Source organism: Croceibacterium salegens, assembly GCF_009827435.1.
In the GTDB taxonomy this organism is placed as follows: domain Bacteria; phylum Pseudomonadota; class Alphaproteobacteria; order Sphingomonadales; family Sphingomonadaceae; genus Croceibacterium_B; species Croceibacterium_B salegens.
In genome coordinates this window covers 39,884-57,614 of sequence record NZ_WTYM01000021.1, presented here as the reverse complement: position 1 = coordinate 57,614, position 17,731 = coordinate 39,884, and the positions used below count along the sequence as shown (strand labels likewise).

Genomic DNA, 17,731 nt, shown 5'->3' with positions numbered 1-17,731 from the left:
CGCCCCTTTTCGTTGGCTCTGATCGCGAGTGGTTCAGGCCGAGTAGTACATGTCGAATTCGACCGGGCTCGGCGAGGTTTCCCAGCGCAGCACTTCCGGCCACTTCAGTTCCATGTAGGCTTCGATCTGGTCCTTGGTGAAGACGTCGCCTTCGAGCAGGAAGTCGTGATCGGCAGCCAGGCTGTCGAGCGCTTCGCGCAACGAACCGCAGACGGTCGGCACTTCGGCCAGTTCGGCCGGCGGCAGGTCGTAGAGGTTCTTGTCCATGGCTTCGCCCGGGTGGATCTTGTTCTTGATCCCGTCGAGGCCGGCCATGAGCAGCGAGGCGTAGCACAGGTAGGGGTTGGCCATCGCGTCGGGGAACCGGAATTCCACGCGCTTTGCCTTCTCGCCCGTGCCGTAAGGAATGCGGCACGAGGCCGAACGGTTGCGGGCCGAATAGGCCAGCAGCACCGGCGCTTCGTAGCCCGGTACCAGCCGCTTGTAGCTGTTGGTGGTCGGGTTGGTGAAGGCGTTCAGCGCCTTGGCGTGCTTGATGACGCCGCCGATGAAGTACAGGCAGGTGTCCGACAGGCCGGCATAGCCGTTGCCGGCAAACAGCGGCTTGCCGCCGTCCCAGATCGAGATGTGCGTGTGCATGCCCGAGCCGTTGTCCTTCATGATCGGCTTGGGCATGAAGGTCGCGGTCTTGCCGTAGGCCTGGGCAACCATCATCACCACGTACTTGTAGATCTGCATGCGGTCGGCGGTGGTGGTCAGCGTGCCGAAGGTCAGGCCGAGCTCGTGCTGCGCAGCGGCCACCTCGTGGTGGTGCTTGTCGCACGGCAGGCCCATTTCGAGCATGGTCGAGACCATCTCGCCGCGGATGTCCATGCAGCTGTCGACCGGGGCGACGGGGAAGTAGCCGCCCTTGGCGCGCGGACGGTGCGCCAGGTTGCCGCCTTCGAGCTCGGCGCCGGTGTTGGTCGGCAACTCGATGTCGTCGATCTGGTAGCCCGAGCCGGCGTATCCGTCTTCGAAGCGCACGTCGTCGAACATGAAGAACTCGGCTTCCGGGCCGACGTAGACGGTGTCGCCGAAACCGGCCGACTTGACGAACGCCTCGGCGCGCTTGGCGGTCGTGCGCGGGTCGCGCGCATAGCCTTCGCCGGTCGAGGGTTCGACGATGTCGCAGAACACGATCATCATCGGCGTGGCCGAGAACGGATCGATGTAGACCGCGTCGAGGTCCGGCTTGAGGATCATGTCGGACTCGTTGATCGCCTTCCAGCCTTCGATCGACGAACCGTCGAACATCAGGCCTTCTTCGAGCGAGTCTTCGTCAATGACGCCGGCGCACATCGAGAGGTGCTGCCACTTGCCCTTCGGATCGGTGAAGCGAAGATCGACCCATTCGATTTCCTCGTCCTTGATCCGCTTCACGATGTCCTTTGCACTGGCCATGGTTGTCCTTCCTTGAAGATCTTTTTTCGTTTGTGTTGTCGGGCAGCGAGAACCCGCTCCCCGGGGTTTTGCTAAATCGCGGCGTCGTCCTTCTCTCCGGTACGGATCCGCAATGCTGTATCGATGGTGCTGACGAAGATCTTGCCGTCGCCGATGCGCCCGGTCTGGGCGGCTCCGGCGATGGCTTCCACCACACGCTCGGCCTGGCCGTCGGAGACGATGACCTCGAGCTTCACCTTGGGGAGGAAATCGACGACATATTCAGCGCCGCGATAGAGTTCGGTGTGGCCCTTTTGCCGGCCGAAACCCTTGGCCTCGGTCACGGTTATGCCGGACACGCCCACTTCGTGCAGCGCCTCCTTCACCTCGTCGAGCTTGAAGGGTTTGATGATGGCTTCGATCTTTTTCACATGATCCCTGCGAGCAAAGCCGGCGCCACCCGTTAGGCGGGCCGGACGATCCGACAATGTCCCGGCAACCATTCTTCAAGAATCGTGCCAAGGCTCGACTTGTCCGGACTAGACAATCGCTCGCGCGCCGAAAAGGGCGGAATCGCAAGATTCTCCTGCAGTGCGGCAATCATGGGGAAATTTTCGTGCGCAGGGGATGCCCGACGATAAGGCACCGTTGCCTAGGAAACGGGCAAGTTGTTCAAGTAAGCTAGAGCCGCAGGCCCGCGGTTTCGTCCAGCCCGGCCATCAGGTTGAGCGACTGAACCGCCGCCCCGCTGGCGCCCTTGCCGAGATTGTCGAGCAGCGCGACGAGCCGCACCTGCGAGCCGTCGGCCGAAGCGAAGACGTAGAGGTCCATCGCATCGGACGGGGCAGCCGACCTCCGCAGCAGCATCTCGCCGTCGGCGGGCTCGGTGCCCATGCGCACGATCGGGCTGTCGGCATAGAACCCGGCCAGCGCCTCGCGCATTTCGCCGGGCGTGCCGACGCCGGTCATGGCCGAGAGCGTCAGCGGGATTTCGGTCACCATCCCGCGGTGCGCAGGGATGACGGCGGGCGAGAACAACGGTGCCACGGCGAGGCCGCAGAGCTGCTGCATTTCGGGCACGTGCTTGTGGTTGAGCCCCAGCGCGTAGCCGCGCCAGGCGATGTCGGCGTCTTCCTCGAAGCGGCCGATCAGCGCCTTGCCGCCACCCGAATATCCGGAGACGGCATTGCAGGTATAGGGCCAGTCGGCAGGTAGCAGCCCAGCCCGGATCAGCGGCGCGAGGAGGCCGATGAACCCGGTCGGGTAGCACCCGGGGTTCGAGACCAGCCGGGCCGAGGCGACGGTGTCGCGGCCGACGATCTCGGGAAAGCCATAGGTCCAGTCCGGCGCGACGCGGTGCGCGGTCGAGGCGTCGATTATCCGGACCTTGCTGCCTTCGGCCAGCGCGACTGCTTCGCGGGCGGCATCGTCGTGCAGGCACAGGATCGCGAAGTCGGCGGCGTGGAGTGCTTCCTTCCGGGCAGCGGGATCCTTGCGCCGGTCATCTTCGAGAACGATCAGCTCGAATTCGCTACGCCCGGAAAGCCGGTCGGCGATTTCCAGCCCCGTGGTCCCGGCGGCACCGTCTATGAAGACGCTATGGGTCACTTCGGCGCCGGTTCGAGACGGTCGAGCTTGACGTAGCCCACCGGGCCATCGAGCGTCACGCAGCCCCAGGCATGGCTTCCGGCGACGTCGAGGACTTCGAAGCTGTCGCCCTCCATCAGCGAGCAGAGCTCTTCCGCACCTTCCTCGGTCCCGGCAAGCAAGGCGGCGCCGCCCGGCATGACGCTGCGCGGCTGGGGCACGGCGTAGTGCGGGACGAAGTGCTTTCCGGCGAGCGCGATGTGCGCGAGATCGCCGCGCAGCGGCACGGTCCGGGGGTCCGGCTTCCCGACCGGCCCGGCGAGGGCATAGGGCCCCTGTCCGTGCATCCTACCGCTCATCGCTTCGTTCGTGGTCCCTGTCGCGTTGTCTTCAGGCCGCGGCGCTTAGACTGCGCGGCTCCTGCGGGCAAGCTGGGGGTTTGTACCGGCTTCAGCCATAGCGATCCTGCAACATTCCCCAGGCGGCGCGCAGCCCGCAGGCCGCGCCACCCTTGGGCCGTCCCGGCTTGGCCGCGGGACGCCAGGCGAAGGTGTCGAAGTGCGCCCAGTCGATGCCTTCGCCGACGAACTTGTCGAGGAACAGCGCGGCCACGCTCGAACCGGCAAAGCCGTTGCTGTGAGTGTTGTTGGTGTCGGCCACGTCGGACTTGAGCCATTCGGCATAGGCGCCGTGCAGCGGCAGGCGCCAGACCGGATCGTCGTGCGCCTTGCCCGCGGCGAGCAGCGCCTCGGCGGTCTCGTCCTTGCGGGTGAACAGCGCCGGCAGGTCCGGGCCGAGCGCGACGCGGGCAGCGCCGGTGAGCGTGGCGAAGTCGACGATGAAGTCGGGCTCGCCCTCGCTCGCCAGCGCCAGTGCGTCGCCGAGGATCAGGCGGCCCTCGGCGTCGGTGTTGCCGATCTCGACCGTGAGTCCCTTGCGGCTCCTGAGCACGTCGCCGGGGCGGAAGGCGTTGCCGGCGATCGCGTTTTCGACCGCGGGGACGAGGCACTGCAGGTGGACCTTGAGGCCCGATCCCATGACCAGCGAGGCGAGCGCGAGCGCGTGCGCGGCGCCGCCCATGTCCTTCTTCATCAGCAGCATGCCCGAAGCCGGCTTGATATCGAGCCCGCCGGTATCGAACGCCACGCCCTTGCCGACGATGGCGAGGCGCGGGTGCTTGGGATTGCCCCAGGTCAGCTCGATCATCCGCGGGGCATGGCTGCGTGCGGCGGCGCGGCCGACGGCGTGGACCATCGGGAATTCCTGCTCCAGCGTATCGCCGCGGGTCACCTTGACCTTGGCTCCGTGCTCCTTGGCGAGCTTTTCGGCGACCTCTTCGAGCGCGGCGGGTCCCATATCCTCGGCCGGGGTGTTGACGAGATCCTGCACCAGCATTGCCGCCTTGGCCTCCGCGACAGCGGCGCTGGCTTTCTTTGCTTCCTTGGTCAGCAGGATGCGCGGGCCTTCGCCGCTGTCTTCCTTGTAGCGGCCGAAGCGGTACTGCGCGGTCTGCCAGCCGTAGAGCGCCGGGCCCGGTTCGCCGTTGGCGCGGCGGTAGGTGCCAGAGGGCAGCACTTCGGCCAGCTTTGCCATGCACCAGCTCGAAAGTTCGTCGGGATTGGCCACGCCGCCGACAGCGAACCACGCGTCGCCGTCGGGCACGATGCCGACCTGGTAGCCGCTGCCGTCGAATTTCTGCCCGGCCAGCCCGGCGCGCTGGGTCGCCGAGAGGGTCTTGGCCCAGTCCTCGAACCCGTCCTTGCTGACGAGATGGATCGGAACCGCGTCCTGCCCGCGATCCGGCTGGATAAGGTCGTCTTTTGTGCTCATAGTCGGCCCATTGCCCGTTTGACCGAAGGATTCCAATGGCCATCCGCATCGCCCGGAAGCTTGCTGTGCCTCTGGCCGTGCTTGCCCTGGCGGCTTGCTCCTCGCCCGAGGAGATCGGCGACAAGGTCGGCGTCAAGCAGGATGCGGCCACACCTGCCGGTGGAGCGACCGCCCGAGCGGGGGTGGCTGCCGATGCCGAGGCGCGTTCGGTCAAGGAGGAAACCGACCTTTACCAGTTCGAACTTGCCTGGCCGAAGGAGGTCTCGGCGATCCCGGCGCTCGCCGCCAGGCTCGAGGCTGTGGGCAAGGCGAGCCGCAAGCAGTTGATCGACGATGCGCAGGATCAGCAGGAAGCGGCCAAGGAAAACAAGTTTCCGTACCGCGCGCTCAGCTACGGCGAGCAATGGAAGGTCGTCGCCAACCTGCCCGGGTGGCTCAGCCTGACCGAGGACGTCTACAGCTACACCGGCGGCGCTCATGGCAACTACGGCCGCGATTCCCTCGTCTGGGACAAGGCGGCGGGCGAAGGGCATTCGGGTATCGACCTGTTCGCTTCGCCCGAAGTGCTGCAGTCTGCGCTGGGAGACAGACTGTGCGATGCGCTCGACGCGGAACGCCTGCGCAAGCGCGGAGCGGACTACGTTTCCAGCGGGATCGACGAGTTCGACCAATGCCCCGGCATCTCAGACGCGACGGTCATCGTCGGCTCTTCGAACAAGCAGACCTTTGACCGGATCAGGATCTATTTCGGCCCCTATGTTGCCGGTCCCTATGCCGAAGGCGACTACGAGCTGACCTTCCCGGTCGATGCCAACGTGCTCGATGCGGTCAAGCCGGCCTACCGCTCGGCCTTCTCGATCAAGCGGTGATACGCCTTCTGTCACCCCGGACTTGTTCCGGGGCGGTGCTTCCTTGCGGCAAGCGCGGCGTTGGAAGACAAAAGCACTGGCCGGGAACAAGTCCGGGCTGACATAGATGGAGCAAGTGCGGCGTAACATGGATGGTAGCCCACGCTCGCAATTTCGCGACCGCCTCGCTACATGGGGCGGATGACCGAATACCAGCACATCACCGGCACCGAGACCGTCATTCGCGACGGCACGATCAAGCTGCACGGCCCCGACGGTTTCGAGGGCATGCGCAAGGCCGGGCAGCTCGCCGCCAGGATCCTCGACGAACTGGCGACCTTCATCGCGCCGGGCGTCACCACCGGGCAGATCGACGACCTCGTGCGGCAAATGACGCTGGATGGCGGCGCGGTCCCGGCGACGATGGGCTATCGCGGCTATGCGCATTCGTGCTGCACCTCGATCAACCACGTGGTGTGCCACGGCATCCCGGGCGACAAGGCGCTGAAGGACGGCGACATCGTCAACGTCGACGTCACCCCGCTGCTCGACGGCTGGCACGGCGACACCAGCCGCATGTACCTCGTCGGCGACGTACCGCTGAAGGCGCGGCGGCTGGTCGACGTGACCTACGAATGCCTGATGATCGGCATCGAACAGGCCAAGCCCGGCGCGCGTCTCGGCGACATCGGCGCGGCGATCCAGGCCCATGCCGAGAAGCAGCGCTACGGCGTGGTTCGCGAATTCTGCGGTCACGGCCTCGGCCGCCTGTTCCACGACGCCCCCGAAGTGGTCCACGCCGCCACGGCAGGGACCGGGCCCGAACTCAAGCCGGGCATGTTCATGACCATCGAACCGATGATCAATCTCGGCAAGCCGTGGGTGAAGCTGCTCAGCGACGGCTGGACCGCGGTGACCCGCGACAAGAGCCTGAGCGCCCAGTTCGAACACTCCATCGGGATTACCGAGACTGGGAACGAGATCTTCACGAAGAGCCCCAAGGGCTTGGACAAGCCGCCCTACGGGTAAAGTCTATCACCCGTCATGCTGAACTTGTTTCAGCATCCATTTCTCCACCCGAACCACCTTCGCTTGCGGATAGATGGATTCTGAAACAAGTTCAGGGTGACGTGAATTGGACAGTGGACGGTTCAATCGCCGCTGAAATCTGAGCTGTCGTAGCTGCTGAATCGCTTTCCGCGCTGTCTGCTCTGCCAAGTGGACCAGCGGCTGAATGCGATAAAGAGCAAGCCTGGTACGATGGCGACAGCAGAATATCGAGATGGAACTCCGATTTCCGAAACCGCTGCATATGTCAGACCCGTAACAGGGACGACCACCGACGTCTCCATCCAAAACGGACGGAGATCGTTGTCCGATCGGAAGGCTTTGCCTTGGGCCTGCGGCGAAGGCTCCTCAGCTCTATTAGGGGCCCCACGTTTCAAAATATATCGCGCCTTTTTGGTCACCTCTAACCCTCCCGCGCAGCCCTGATTGCCGCCCCCGCGGCGAACGGCGTCAGCGCGCACAGCAGCAGGCTGATCGCCGCGGTCAGGGCGATCCCCGCGTCGCCTCCGGTCGAGAGTGCGCCCGCGCCGAAGATCAGCAGCGGCACTGCCAGCGGCACCAGCATCAGCCCGGCGAGCGCGGCTCCGGCGCGGAGGGTGAGGGTCAGCGCGGCGATCATCAGGCCGATGGCGGCGAGGCCCGGGGTGCCTGCCAGCAAGCCCCATTCGAGCGTGGCGACGGTCTCGCCGTCGAGGCCGAGCAGCGCGGCGGCGGGCAGGGTGGCGAGCATCAGCGGCGGGCCGAAGCTTAGCCAGTGCGAGAGCAGGCGCACCGCAGCGACGGCCTCCTCCGAAATTCCGCGCAAGGCGAACTGGTCGAGGAAGCCCTGCTCGAAATCGGGCGCGAAGAGGCGGTCGAGCGGTAGGATCGCCGCCAGCAATGCCGCGACCCAGACGATCCCGCCGCCGGCGCGCGACAGCGGTACCGGGTCGGGGCCGACGGCGAAGGGAAACAGCATCGCCACCGCGAGGAAGAACAGCACCGGCAATACCGCGCCGCCGCGCCGTCCGCCGCCGAAGGCCAGCGCGAGGTCGCGCCTGAGAAGGGTGGCAAAGACGCTCACGGCGCGTAGTCCACGATGTCGAGCGGCGTGAGGTCGCCCAGCCCGAACGGCTGGTGCGAGGCGATCAGGGCGAGGCCGCCGCCCGCGCAATGCTCCGAGACCCGGCCGACAAGCCACTTCGCCGCCGCCGCATCGAGCCCGTTGAGCGGCTCGTCCAGCAGCCACAGTCCACCGGGTTTGGGCGCGGACTGGACGATTGCCGCACGCTTGCGCTGTCCCGTGGACAGGTAGCGCACCGGAACATCGGACAGAACGTTCAGTCCGGGCGCATCAAGCGCTTCATTCGCACCATCGATGCGCGCCCAGAAGGCCAGCGCCTTGCCCAGCGGCAGGTGCTCGTCGAGCGGTAGGTTGCCGTCGAGCAGCGACACCGATCCGGCGAACTCCACCTTGCCCGCAAAGGGCCGCAGCAGCCCGGCGACGATCCTGAGCAGGCTCGACTTGCCCGTCCCGTTGGCCCCGCGAACCTGCAGCGCCCCACCCGGCGCGAGGTCGAACGACAGCCCGCGAAACAGCACCCGGTCGCCGCGGCGGCACGCGAGATCGCTGACTTTGAGGTGGGCCCCTTCCATCGCCGCGAGCGTTAGGCCAATGGGAACTTCGCCACAAGCAACGGAGACGCGCCATGGCTATCGCCGAACTCACGCCCAGCGAATGCGAGGACCTTCTGGCGGCGCATCCCGACTGGTCGCTGGCGCGCGAGGGCAAGGCGATCCAGCGCAGCTTCCGGTTCGCAGACTTTAACGAGGCGTTCGGCTTCATGACCCGCGTCGCGCTGCTCGCCGACAAGCAGGACCACCACCCCGAGTGGTTCAACGTCTACAACCGTGTCGAGATCACCCTCACCACCCACGACGCCGGCGGCCTCTCGGCGCGCGACGCGAAGATGGCGGCGGCGATCGACGGGCTTGTGTAGCGGAGGTCCTTCGAGACGTGCCTTCGTGACGCCGCTGCGCGGCTCCTCAGTCCCTCCTCAGGATGAGCGGGATTTGCCAAAAAGGTCCGCTCATCCTGAGGAGGCACTGAGCTAAGTCGAAGGCCCGTCTCGAAGGACCTACTTCCCGCTGACCTTGTCGTGCGCCTTGGCCAGCAGGCGGGCGCGCTTCTTGAGGTAGCCCGGCATCCACTTGGCGGTGAACTTCAGGCGCCGCGCGGTCTTGCCGACGAGGTGATGCGTCTGGTCGCTGGTCATCGAGGCAAAGGCGGTGTCGGCCACGACCTCGACCGGGGTGAACTCCAGCCCTGCCTCCACCACCGCATCGCGGATCTTCACGTTGCGGGTTCGGTTGGGGGTGTTCTGCAGCAGCGGGGTGTCGATGAAACTCGGCATCAGGCTGCGCACCTTGATCTCGTAGATCGCCCATTCGGCATCGAGCGATTCGGTCAGCGAGCGCACCGCCGCCTTGGTCGCGCCGTAGAGGCTCTGGTTGGCCATGCCGTGAATCGCCGCGGCGCTGGCGGTGTTGATCAGCGTCGAGCCGGGCGCGGTTTCCTTGAGGTAGGGTAACGCGGACTGCGCGCCGTAGACTACGCCGGCGAAGTTCACCGCGATGATGCGGTCGATTTCCTCGGTGGTGTATTCCTCGAGCGGTCCGCCGAGCGAGATGCCGGCGTTGTTGACCACGCAGTCGATCCGCCCACCGGCGGCGCGGGCGAAAATCCGCAGCGCCTCGTCCCAGGCCGCGCGATCGGAGACGTCGAGCTTGTGGCTGTAGGAGAACCCGCCCGGCATCCCGGCGACGGTTTCCTCCATGCCCTGCTCGCTCATGTCGGCGAGGCCGACGAACCATCCTTCGTGCGCGTACTTTTGCGCGATAGCCCGGCCGATGCCCGAACCTGCACCCGTAACAAAAACGGACTTCCTGACAGACACTTTGAATTTCTCTCCCACGTCATTGCGAGCGCAACGAAGCAATCCAGGGCTTCATAGCACGACCGCTCTGGATTGCCGCTTCGCTTCGCTCCCCGCAATGACGAATTTCGTCAGGCGTCCTCGGCCACGAGCCCCTTCACGTGGTCCTTGCCGGTGCGGATTTCGGCGGTGGACTTGCCGAGCGTGTCGCCGACCGGTTCGGCCCGTCCGCCGAGGCATTCGGCGAGGAAGTTCTCGGAAATCGCGGTGAAGGCGAGGTTGTTTTCCGGCCGTGCGAAACCATGGCCCTCGTCGGGGAAAACGACGTAAGTGACCGGCGTCCCGTCGCGCTCCATCGCCTCGACGATCTGATCGCTCTCGCTTTGCTTGACGCGCGGATCGTTGGCGCCCTGCGCAATGAGCAACGGGCGGCAGATCGCGTTGGCGCGGTGCAGCGGGCTGCGGTCCTTGAGCAGTTGCAGGCCTTCGGGCGTCTCCGGGTTGCCCATGCGCTGGTGGAACTGCTTGACCACCGGCTTCCAGTAGGGCGGGATCGTCTCGAGCAGGGTTTCGAGGTTCGAGGGACCGACGATGTCGACGCCGCAGGCGAAGACCTCGGGCGTGAAGGTTAGGCCGACCAGCGTGGCATAGCCGCCGTAGCTGCCGCCCATGATCGCCACCTTGTCGCGCGCGGTGATGCCCTCGCCGATGGCCCATTCGACCGCGTCGATCAGGTCGTCGTGCATCTTGCCGGCCCATTCGAGGTTGGCAGCGTTGATGAAGCCTTTCCCGAACCCCGTCGAACCGCGGTAATTGACGCTGAGCACCGCGTAGCCGCGATTGGCCAGCCATTGGTGCATCGGGTTGAAGCCATAGGCATCGCGCGCCCAGGGACCGCCGTGGACCAGCAGGACAAGCGGCACGGGCGCGTCGGGCTTGCCGTCGCCATCGGCGTCGGTGCCGGGCGGAAGAGTCAGGAAGCTAGGGAGCGTGAGGCCGTCGCGTGTGGCGATCTCGCGCGAGTACATCGCCACCAGCGGCGCGCCCTCGAGCTCGGGCCGGGTGACGTAGAACGGCTCGAGCGTTCCGGCGGTGCGGTCGTAGATGAAGGTGCGGCTGGGCGCGGTCAGCGGGTCGTTGCCGATGATCCAGACATCGTCTTCCTCGGTCCGCGACTGGACCGCGAAATCTCCGGGGAGCCGTTCCTTCAGGAACTCGAGCGATTTGCCGATACCTTCGTCGATGGCATGCCATTCGCGGCGCAGGTAGTTGGCCGACCAGGCCTGGACGACGCCGGTCTTGGTGTCGCGCATGGTGCCGCCGACGTCGGCCTTGTCGTGTTCGGCGATCAGAGTCTTTTCGCCGCTGGCGACATCCTCGGCGATCAACGCCGCGCGGTCGCGGCCGCGACCGTCGATCCAGTAGAGGACGCTGCCGTCGGCGGTGAAGCCTGCGGGCGAGGTGGTCATCGAGTCCTCCAGGCCTGTGGAGGTGAAAGGCTCATCCTCGACCTTGCCGTCGATGACCTTGAAGAAGTCTGCCCCGCCTTCGGCGTTTTGCTTGAGGGCCATGCGCAGCACAAGCTCGTCGTCGGCGAGGAAACCGGCGTAGTTTTCCTCGTTGCGAAGTTTCTCCGTCAGCGAGCCGCTGTTGACGTCGAGCAGGTAGATGTCGTGCATGCTCGGGTCGCGATTGTTGAGGCCGATGAGCACCTTGTCCTTGTGCTCGTGAGAGCCGCCGACGAAGCGGATGCGGGTGTTCTCGAACGGGGTCAGAGTGGTCTCTTCGCCGCTCGCGGCATCGACGCGGTAGAGGAGGAAATTCTCGTCGCCGGCCTTGTCCTGGATGTAGAGCAGGCTCTTGCTGTCGCCGGCCCAGAAGTATTCGCGGATCGGGCGGTCCTTGGCCGCGGTCATGGCCTTGGCGGCGGAGGGATCGGCCTTGGGCGCCATCCAGATATTGAGCACGCCATCGACCGGGGCGAGCCAGCTGAGCCACTTGCCGTCTGGGCTGATCTGGCCGCCGGCCTTGGTCGGATTGCCGAACAGGTTGTCGCGCGGGATCAGCGGGAAATCGGCAAGGTTCTGGTTCATGGCATGCTCTCGTAGATGTTCTGGGTTGCGCCGGAGATGGGTTTCGGCGCGGCGGATGCAAGCTGTATTACATCGATAATACAGACCAAGGCAATTGCTGTCGTCATTGCGAGGAGTCCCGGACTTGTTCCGGGGCGACGCGGCAATCCAGGGCGGCACGGAACCGCCCTGGATTGCCTCGCTTCGCTCGCAATGACGGTGACGGGGAGGTCTTGCAGCGCGGCGTTGTTGCAGCAGTGCCAGGTCAGGATGGTGACTGCGCCGGCAGGCGGTCCCCGTTCCGGCGGACGGGCCACGGCACAGGGTCACGAAGGGCACAGGTGTGACCCAAGGTCGGTTCGGTACATATCCTGTATTTTCAGTGACCTGAACGGAAAATGATCACCGGTCCGTCGGGTCACACATCCGCGGCAAAAAGTTTTTTCGCGCGGGCTGCGCATCCTCTGGCCCGCAGGGCAAGGGCGGGCGACGTGCAGTGGAGCGAAGCGGCGCGTGGCATCGGAGCGACCGTAAGCGCCTCGCCGTCGTGTAGGAAAGTGTTTTCGGCCGCCTGGCCGAATCGACGCCGCCAGAAAGGGCGGTTCGCAGCGGCAGCCGGGGCTAAGGCCGGGCCTACAACGCGGCGTTGTTGTAGCAGTGCCAGGTCAGGATCGCGACCGCGCCGCGATGCGGGCTCCACCCTTCGGCGAGCATGCGCACCTGCTTTTCGCTCGGGCGTTCGTCGAGCCCGAGGATCTTGCCGATTCCTGCCTGCACCGCGAGGTCCCCGGCCGGCCAGATGTCCTGCCGGCCCTCGGCGAAGAGCAGGTATATTTCCGCCGACCAGCGGCCGATGCCCTTGATGCGAACGAGTTCGGCAATGGCCTCCTCGTCGTCGGCCGGCAGTTCCTCGAAGTCGATTTCGCCAGCGTGGACCAGCTCACACAGGCTGCGCGCATAGCCCTGCTTCTGCCTCGACAGGCCGCAGGCGCGCAGCGTGTCGAAATCGCGCGCGAGCAGTTCGGCGGCGAGCATTTCCTCGCCCAGCTCCGCCTCCAGCTTGCGCCACATGCTCGATGCGGCGGCGACGCTGACTTGCTGGCCGACGATCGTGCGCAGCAGGGTGCGGTAGCCGCGGTCGCGGATGCGCGGTGCGGGATATCCGGCGAGGTCGAGCGCGCGGGCAATCTTCGGCTCGCGCGCGGCAACCGCGTCGAGCCCTTCGCGCAATTGTTCCGCCGTCAATCCCATGTCCGCTCCGCTTGCCAAGTCCGGCCGGATTGCCTAGCAGCCGCGCCGGTCAAGGCCAGAGGAAAGCGAACGCAATGCCCAAGCTGACTGTCGTCAACCGTGCCGGTGAGGAAAAGACCGTGGAGGTCGGAGACGGCCTGACGGTGATGGAATCGATCCGCGACAACGGCTTCGACGAACTGCTGGCGCTGTGCGGCGGCTGCTGTTCCTGCGCCACCTGCCACGTCCACGTCGATCCGGCGTTCGTCGACAAGCTGCCGCCGATCAGCGAGGACGAGAACGACCTGCTGGATTCGAGCGATCATCGCGACGAATACTCGCGCCTCGGTTGCCAGATCCCCTTCACCGCCGATCTCGACGGGCTGAAGGTGCGGATCGCCGAAGAAGACTGATTTCAGGCCGAACAAGCGCAATTGCGTTGCGGCAGGGTGCGGCGCGCCCTAGGTCGTGATGCCATGACGCGGCCCAGTACCCTTTCCAGCTCGCTCGACCTGATTGGCAACACGCGGCTGGTCCTGCTGCGCGGACCCAGCGAGGCCGCGGGCTGCGAAATCTGGGGCAAGTGCGAATTCGAGAACCCCGGCGCCTCGGTCAAGGACCGCGCGGCGCTGTGGATCGTGCGCGACGCCGAGGCGAGGGGCGAGCTCAAGCCCGGCGGCACGATTGTCGAAGGAACCGCGGGCAATACCGGCATCGGCATCGCGCTTGTCGCTAACGCCCTCGGCTACAAGTCGCTCATCGTCATGCCCGACAACCAGTCGAAGGAGAAGATGGACACCCTGCGCGCGCTCGGCGCGGAGCTGGTGACCGTCCCGCCGACCAAGTTCGCCGACTGCAATCACTTCGTCCACACCAGCCGCCGCCTCGCCGAGGAAATGGACGGCGCGGTCTGGGCCAACCAGTTCGACAATGTCGCCAATCGCCGCGCCCACCTCGAAAGCACCGCGCCCGAGATCTGGGAGCAGCTCGAAGGCCGGATCGACGGCTTCACCTGTGCGGTCGGGACCGGTGGGACGCTGGCCGGGACCGGGATGGGTCTCAAGGAATTCGACGACAAGATCACCATCGCGCTGACCGATCCCTATGGCGCGGCGCTTTACAACTACTACGCCCACGGCGAGCTCAAGGCCGAGGGTAGCTCGGTCGCCGAAGGCATCGGGCAGGGGCGGATCACCGCCAACCTCGAAGGCGCGCCGATCGACACCCAGTTCCGCATTTCCGACGAGGAAGGGCTCGAATGGGTGGCCCGCTTGTTGCGCGAGGAAGGGCTGTGCCTGGGCCTTTCAAGCGGCATCAACGTGGCCGGGGCGATCGCGCTGGGCGAGCAGCTCGGCAAGGGCAGCCGGATCGCCACGATCCTGTGCGATACCGGCTTCCGCTATCTCTCCTCGCTCTATTCGGCGGAATGGCTCGAGGCCAAGAAGCTGCCGGTTTTCGACTGGCTGCGTTCATCTTGAGGCGCTAAAACGCCCGTCCATGGCGGATATCATCTCCGAAACAGAAGCAGCGGACGCCGGCAAGGCTGCCGCCCGCGCCCATGCCGTGCAGCGGCTGCAGATCGGCTTTTTCGGTCTTGGGGGGATGATCCTGCTGATCGGCCTCGCCAACATCATCATGAACCAGGCGCTCGTGTCGGAAGCGACGATGGTGCCCGAAGCCGCGCCGACCGTCACCCCGCAAGCGACACCGTCGCCGGCGAGCGACCCGCTGGCCGATGCCGGCGTCGGGCCGGACCTGCCTTCGGAGCCGGTCCAGCAGCAAGCCCCGGCACCTGCCCCGACGAATGCGCCGCAAACCAACGCCAATTAGAGCGCTTCCCGTCCTGTTCGCCGCCTGCCTTGCCGTCCCGGTCATGGCCGGGGAGGCAGAGCAGCGTCCGGTGCTCGGCCTGATGGGCACCGTTCCGATCTACTGGGGCGAAGCGGGCGGGATCGACGACGTGCTGGCCGACAGGTCCGAGCAGCATTGGGCCCGGCCCGTGCTGGAATCCGGCTTTACGCTGCATCCGATCGATTACCTCGATGCCGATGCGCTGGCCGGAGTCGACGACCTGCTGCTGGCCCAGCCGCGCGCGCTGAGCGGGGAGGAAAACGTCGCCCTCGACGCCTGGGTCCGGGCCGGGGGGCACCTGCTGCTCTTCGCCGACCCGATGATGACCGGCCATTCGCGCTTCGCACTCGGTGACCGGCGACGGCCGCAGGACGTGACCCTGCTTTCCCCGATCCTCACGCATTGGGGCCTGGCGATGGACTTCGATCCGGACGAGATGCCGCAAGTGGAGCTGGTCGAGGCGGATGGTATCGCCATTCCGGTCAACCTGCCGGGTCGTCTTGCGCTTCAAGGCGAGTCGCCTCCATGCCGGATTTCGGCAGCGAGAGTGCTTGCGCAATGCGCGATCGGCGCCGGGTCGGCGACGATCCTCGCCGATGCCGCACTTCTCGACTTGCACGATCCCGAGTCGCATTCCGCAAGTGCGCTTCAGGCCCTTGTAAGCCTTGCATTTGCCTCCACCGGAGAAAACACGGGACGTTAGAATATGTCGAGACCCCGGAGAGAAAATCGGTCGGGATTCGAGGGTTGTGCGCAGTTCTTGCAAAACTTTTTGCACGAATTCCCCGATTTTCCCCTTTCTTCCCCGGCCCACCCGCGATAGATAGCGAGTCCATCGGACAAACCGCCCGAAATTCCTCCCGTTGTCGGGAGACGGCCCCGCTCGCGCAGGTGCCGGCGGGGAAGGTCTGTCCGTGTGCCGCAGGGGTAACTAGGGACGGGGTAACAGGTCAGTGGCTGACAAGCCCATCAGGTATCATGGAAAGGGATTTTCGCTTCGCGGCGAAAAGAACCGCCTCGTGCTGCCGACCACCCTGCGCAAGGACGTCATCGCCTCGAGCGCCGGTGAACGGCTGCTCCTCCTGACCAAGCATCCCGACTGGGAATGCCTGATGGGCTTCGGCCTTTCGCACACCGAGACCTTCGACGAATGGCTCGACAGCGAGCAGGAACGCGCAACCCGTCTTGGCCGGGATTTCAACCGCGGCGCGATGTCGATGGCGCTCTACGGCTATGAAGACCTGCCGTTCGACCAGAGCGGCCGCTTCGTCCTGAGTGCCGACCTGCTCGAAACGGGGAAAATCGGGGACGAGGTCTACTTCCAGGGCGCCGGCGAATATTTCACGATGTGGGCGCCTGAAGAGCTCTACAAGATGGACGGCGCCTTCGAAGGGGCCAAGGTCTCCTGCCGCCGGCTCCAGGCCGAAGCGCACAAGGGCAAGCGCAAGTGAGCGCGCCGCACATCCCCGTCCTCCTCGACGAGGTGATCGCGGCGCTCGATCCGCAACCCGGCGACGTGCTCGTCGATGCGACCTTCGGCGCCGGTGGCTACACGCGCGCGATCCTCGAACGTGGCGCAACGGTCCATGCCTTCGACCGCGACCCCGATGCGATTGCCGCCGGGCGAACCTGGGCCGAAACGCGCGAAGATCCGCCGCGCCTGGTCCTCCACCCGCGTCGCTTTTCCGAGATGGTCGCAGCGCTCGCCGAGGCGGGAGTCGCCCGGGTCGACGGGGTGACGATGGATATCGGCGTCTCCTCGATGCAGCTCGACCAGGCCGAGCGCGGCTTCGCCTTTTCGGCCGACGGCCCGCTCGACATGCGCATGAGCCAGGACGGCGAAAGCGCCGCCGACTTCCTCAACGGCGCACGCGAGGAAGAAATCGCCGACGTGCTTTACCAATACGGTGAGGAACGGCAGTCGCGCCGCGTCGCCCGCGCCATCGTCGCCGCGCGTCCGCTCAAGACCACCGGCGACCTCGCCCGCGTGGTGCACAAGGCGCTCGGCTATCGTCCCGGTGCGCCCAAGGACCCGGCGACCCGCACCTTCCAGGCTGTGCGCATCCACGTGAATGCCGAACTCGACGAACTCGAAGCCGGCCTGCGCGCGGCCGAAGTCCTGCTCTGCGAAGGAGGGCGGCTGGCGGTGGTCAGCTTCCACTCGCTCGAAGACCGTATCGTGAAGCGTTTTCTGCGCGAGGCAGCCGGTGCGCATGCCGGAACCTCGCGTCACGTGCCCGAGCTGAAGGCCGAAACCCCTCCGGCCTTCGCTCGGGTTTCGAAAGCCATCCGTGCATCCGCGGCGGAGATTGCCCGCAACCCGCGCGCCCGATCTGCGACATTGCGCGCCGCAGTCCGCACTTCGGCACCAGCCCGAGAAGTTACCGGGGAGGCGGCATGACCGAGCAAAGCCGCCTGCGCCGCATCGGCTGGCTCGCCGCCTTGTCGATCTGCACGCTGCTCTACATCGGGCTGCACCTCAAGGTGAACGCCGTACGCAGCGACGTTGTTCGCGCCGAACGCCAGATCGTCGCGCTCGAATCGCAGAAACTGCTGCTGCAGACCGAGTTCGAAACCCGCGCCAGCCAGGAACAGCTGGCAAGCTGGAACCGAGTCGAGTTCGGCTATGTCGCTCCCGGCGTCGGTCAGTTCGTCACCGACGAGCGCAAGCTCAACGACTTCGGTTCGCCGCCGAGCGCCGGCGCGCCGGTGCCGATCCGCGTCGCCAGCGCCGCCAGCGGCGAGGATGCGCCGCCCTATCCGAAGCTGGTTTCGCCGCTCACCGGCAAGCCGGTCGACAAGCGTCTTCTCGACACCGGGGCTGCGCGCGAGGCGATGGTCGCCAGCAATGACGGCGGCATCCGCATCCCGCTCAATGCCGTGGCGGGGGGGCTCGGCGAGTGAACGC

Annotated in this window: 20 protein-coding genes; 10 read left to right on the top strand and 10 right to left on the bottom strand. The window is 66.0% G+C overall.

Annotated features, from left to right (window positions below; genetic code table 11):
* Positions 1-33: 33 nt before the first annotated feature.
* From glnA to GRI89_RS00625, 5 genes are all read right to left on the bottom strand, one after another.
* Complete coding sequence (gene glnA, locus GRI89_RS00645) at positions 34-1,443, bottom strand: type I glutamate--ammonia ligase (RefSeq protein ID WP_159791337.1); 1,410 nt, start codon at positions 1,441-1,443, stop codon at positions 34-36.
* Positions 1,444-1,514: 71 nt separating this feature from the next.
* Complete coding sequence (locus GRI89_RS00640) at positions 1,515-1,853, bottom strand: P-II family nitrogen regulator (protein WP_328598010.1); 339 nt, start codon at positions 1,851-1,853, stop codon at positions 1,515-1,517.
* Between the two features lie 250 nt (positions 1,854-2,103).
* Entirely contained in the window at positions 2,104-3,030 is a 927-nt protein-coding gene (argC, locus tag GRI89_RS00635) for an N-acetyl-gamma-glutamyl-phosphate reductase (RefSeq protein WP_328598009.1), read from the bottom strand.
* Positions 3,027-3,368 (bottom strand): SH3 domain-containing protein, encoded by a 342-nt coding sequence (locus GRI89_RS00630; RefSeq protein ID WP_159791336.1) that lies wholly within the window; start codon positions 3,366-3,368, stop codon positions 3,027-3,029. Before GRI89_RS00630 ends, argC begins: the two co-directional genes overlap by 4 nt.
* A 91-nt stretch (positions 3,369-3,459) precedes the next feature.
* Positions 3,460-4,839, bottom strand: a complete 1,380-nt coding sequence (locus GRI89_RS00625; protein ID WP_159791335.1) for a leucyl aminopeptidase family protein — start codon at positions 4,837-4,839, stop codon at positions 3,460-3,462.
* A 35-nt stretch (positions 4,840-4,874) separates the two neighbouring features.
* Between GRI89_RS00625 and GRI89_RS00620 the strand changes: the two genes are divergently transcribed.
* Both GRI89_RS00620 and map read left to right on the top strand, forming a co-directional pair.
* Entirely contained in the window at positions 4,875-5,708 is an 834-nt protein-coding gene (locus GRI89_RS00620; RefSeq protein WP_159791334.1) for a DUF3298 and DUF4163 domain-containing protein, read from the top strand.
* 180 nt (positions 5,709-5,888) lie between these two features.
* Entirely contained in the window at positions 5,889-6,716 is an 828-nt protein-coding gene (gene map / locus GRI89_RS00615) for a type I methionyl aminopeptidase (RefSeq protein ID WP_159791333.1), read from the top strand.
* 442 nt (positions 6,717-7,158) lie between these two features.
* Here the strand turns inward: map and ccmB are convergent, their stop codons facing one another.
* Both ccmB and ccmA read right to left on the bottom strand, forming a co-directional pair.
* Positions 7,159-7,818 (bottom strand): heme exporter protein CcmB, encoded by a 660-nt coding sequence (gene ccmB / locus GRI89_RS00610; protein ID WP_328598008.1) that lies wholly within the window; start codon positions 7,816-7,818, stop codon positions 7,159-7,161.
* On the bottom strand, positions 7,815-8,390 hold the full coding sequence (ccmA, locus tag GRI89_RS00605; protein WP_159791331.1) for a heme ABC exporter ATP-binding protein CcmA: 576 nt from the start codon (positions 8,388-8,390) through the stop codon (positions 7,815-7,817). Before ccmA ends, ccmB begins: the two co-directional genes overlap by 4 nt.
* A gap of 53 nt (positions 8,391-8,443) precedes the next feature.
* Here ccmA and GRI89_RS00600 point away from each other — a divergent pair, with 53 nt between their 5' ends.
* The gene (locus GRI89_RS00600; RefSeq protein WP_159791330.1) at positions 8,444-8,734 is read left to right on the top strand and encodes a 4a-hydroxytetrahydrobiopterin dehydratase; all 291 of its coding nucleotides are present in this window, start codon (positions 8,444-8,446) and stop codon (positions 8,732-8,734) included.
* A 138-nt stretch (positions 8,735-8,872) separates the two neighbouring features.
* Here the strand turns inward: GRI89_RS00600 and GRI89_RS00595 are convergent, their stop codons facing one another.
* The 3 genes from GRI89_RS00595 to GRI89_RS00585 form a co-directional block, all read right to left on the bottom strand.
* Positions 8,873-9,691: an SDR family oxidoreductase gene (locus GRI89_RS00595; RefSeq protein ID WP_328598007.1), complete on the bottom strand. Its 819-nt coding sequence runs from the start codon at positions 9,689-9,691 to the stop codon at positions 8,873-8,875.
* A 110-nt stretch (positions 9,692-9,801) separates the two neighbouring features.
* Positions 9,802-11,763, bottom strand: a complete 1,962-nt coding sequence (locus GRI89_RS00590) for a S9 family peptidase (protein WP_159791328.1) — start codon at positions 11,761-11,763, stop codon at positions 9,802-9,804.
* A 612-nt stretch (positions 11,764-12,375) separates the two neighbouring features.
* Entirely contained in the window at positions 12,376-12,993 is a 618-nt protein-coding gene (locus tag GRI89_RS00585; protein WP_159791327.1) for a DNA-3-methyladenine glycosylase family protein, read from the bottom strand.
* Positions 12,994-13,067: 74 nt separating this feature from the next.
* Here GRI89_RS00585 and GRI89_RS00580 point away from each other — a divergent pair, with 74 nt between their 5' ends.
* The 7 genes from GRI89_RS00580 to GRI89_RS00550 all read left to right on the top strand — a co-directional run bounded on the left by GRI89_RS00580 (position 13,068) and on the right by GRI89_RS00550 (position 17,727).
* The gene (locus GRI89_RS00580; protein WP_159791326.1) at positions 13,068-13,385 is read left to right on the top strand and encodes a 2Fe-2S iron-sulfur cluster-binding protein; all 318 of its coding nucleotides are present in this window, start codon (positions 13,068-13,070) and stop codon (positions 13,383-13,385) included.
* Between the two features lie 63 nt (positions 13,386-13,448).
* Positions 13,449-14,450 (top strand): cysteine synthase A, encoded by a 1,002-nt coding sequence (locus tag GRI89_RS00575; protein ID WP_159791325.1) that lies wholly within the window; start codon positions 13,449-13,451, stop codon positions 14,448-14,450.
* Between the two features lie 19 nt (positions 14,451-14,469).
* Complete coding sequence (locus tag GRI89_RS00570; RefSeq protein ID WP_159791324.1) at positions 14,470-14,802, top strand: hypothetical protein; 333 nt, start codon at positions 14,470-14,472, stop codon at positions 14,800-14,802.
* Positions 14,803-14,845: 43 nt separating this feature from the next.
* Positions 14,846-15,526: a Gldg family protein gene (locus tag GRI89_RS00565; protein ID WP_159791323.1), complete on the top strand. Its 681-nt coding sequence runs from the start codon at positions 14,846-14,848 to the stop codon at positions 15,524-15,526.
* Positions 15,527-15,776: 250 nt separating this feature from the next.
* A complete protein-coding gene (locus GRI89_RS00560) occupies positions 15,777-16,274 on the top strand; it encodes a division/cell wall cluster transcriptional repressor MraZ (RefSeq protein ID WP_201290838.1) in 498 nt (165 codons plus the stop codon).
* Positions 16,271-17,224 carry a 16S rRNA (cytosine(1402)-N(4))-methyltransferase RsmH gene (gene rsmH / locus GRI89_RS00555; protein ID WP_328598006.1) on the top strand — a complete coding sequence of 318 codons (954 nt, stop codon included), beginning with the start codon at positions 16,271-16,273 and terminating at the stop codon, positions 17,222-17,224. The genes GRI89_RS00560 and rsmH overlap by 4 nt, the downstream gene beginning before the upstream one ends.
* The gene (locus GRI89_RS00550; RefSeq protein WP_159791322.1) at positions 17,221-17,727 is read left to right on the top strand and encodes a hypothetical protein; all 507 of its coding nucleotides are present in this window, start codon (positions 17,221-17,223) and stop codon (positions 17,725-17,727) included. The genes rsmH and GRI89_RS00550 overlap by 4 nt, the downstream gene beginning before the upstream one ends.
* Positions 17,728-17,731: the final 4 nt, after the last annotated feature.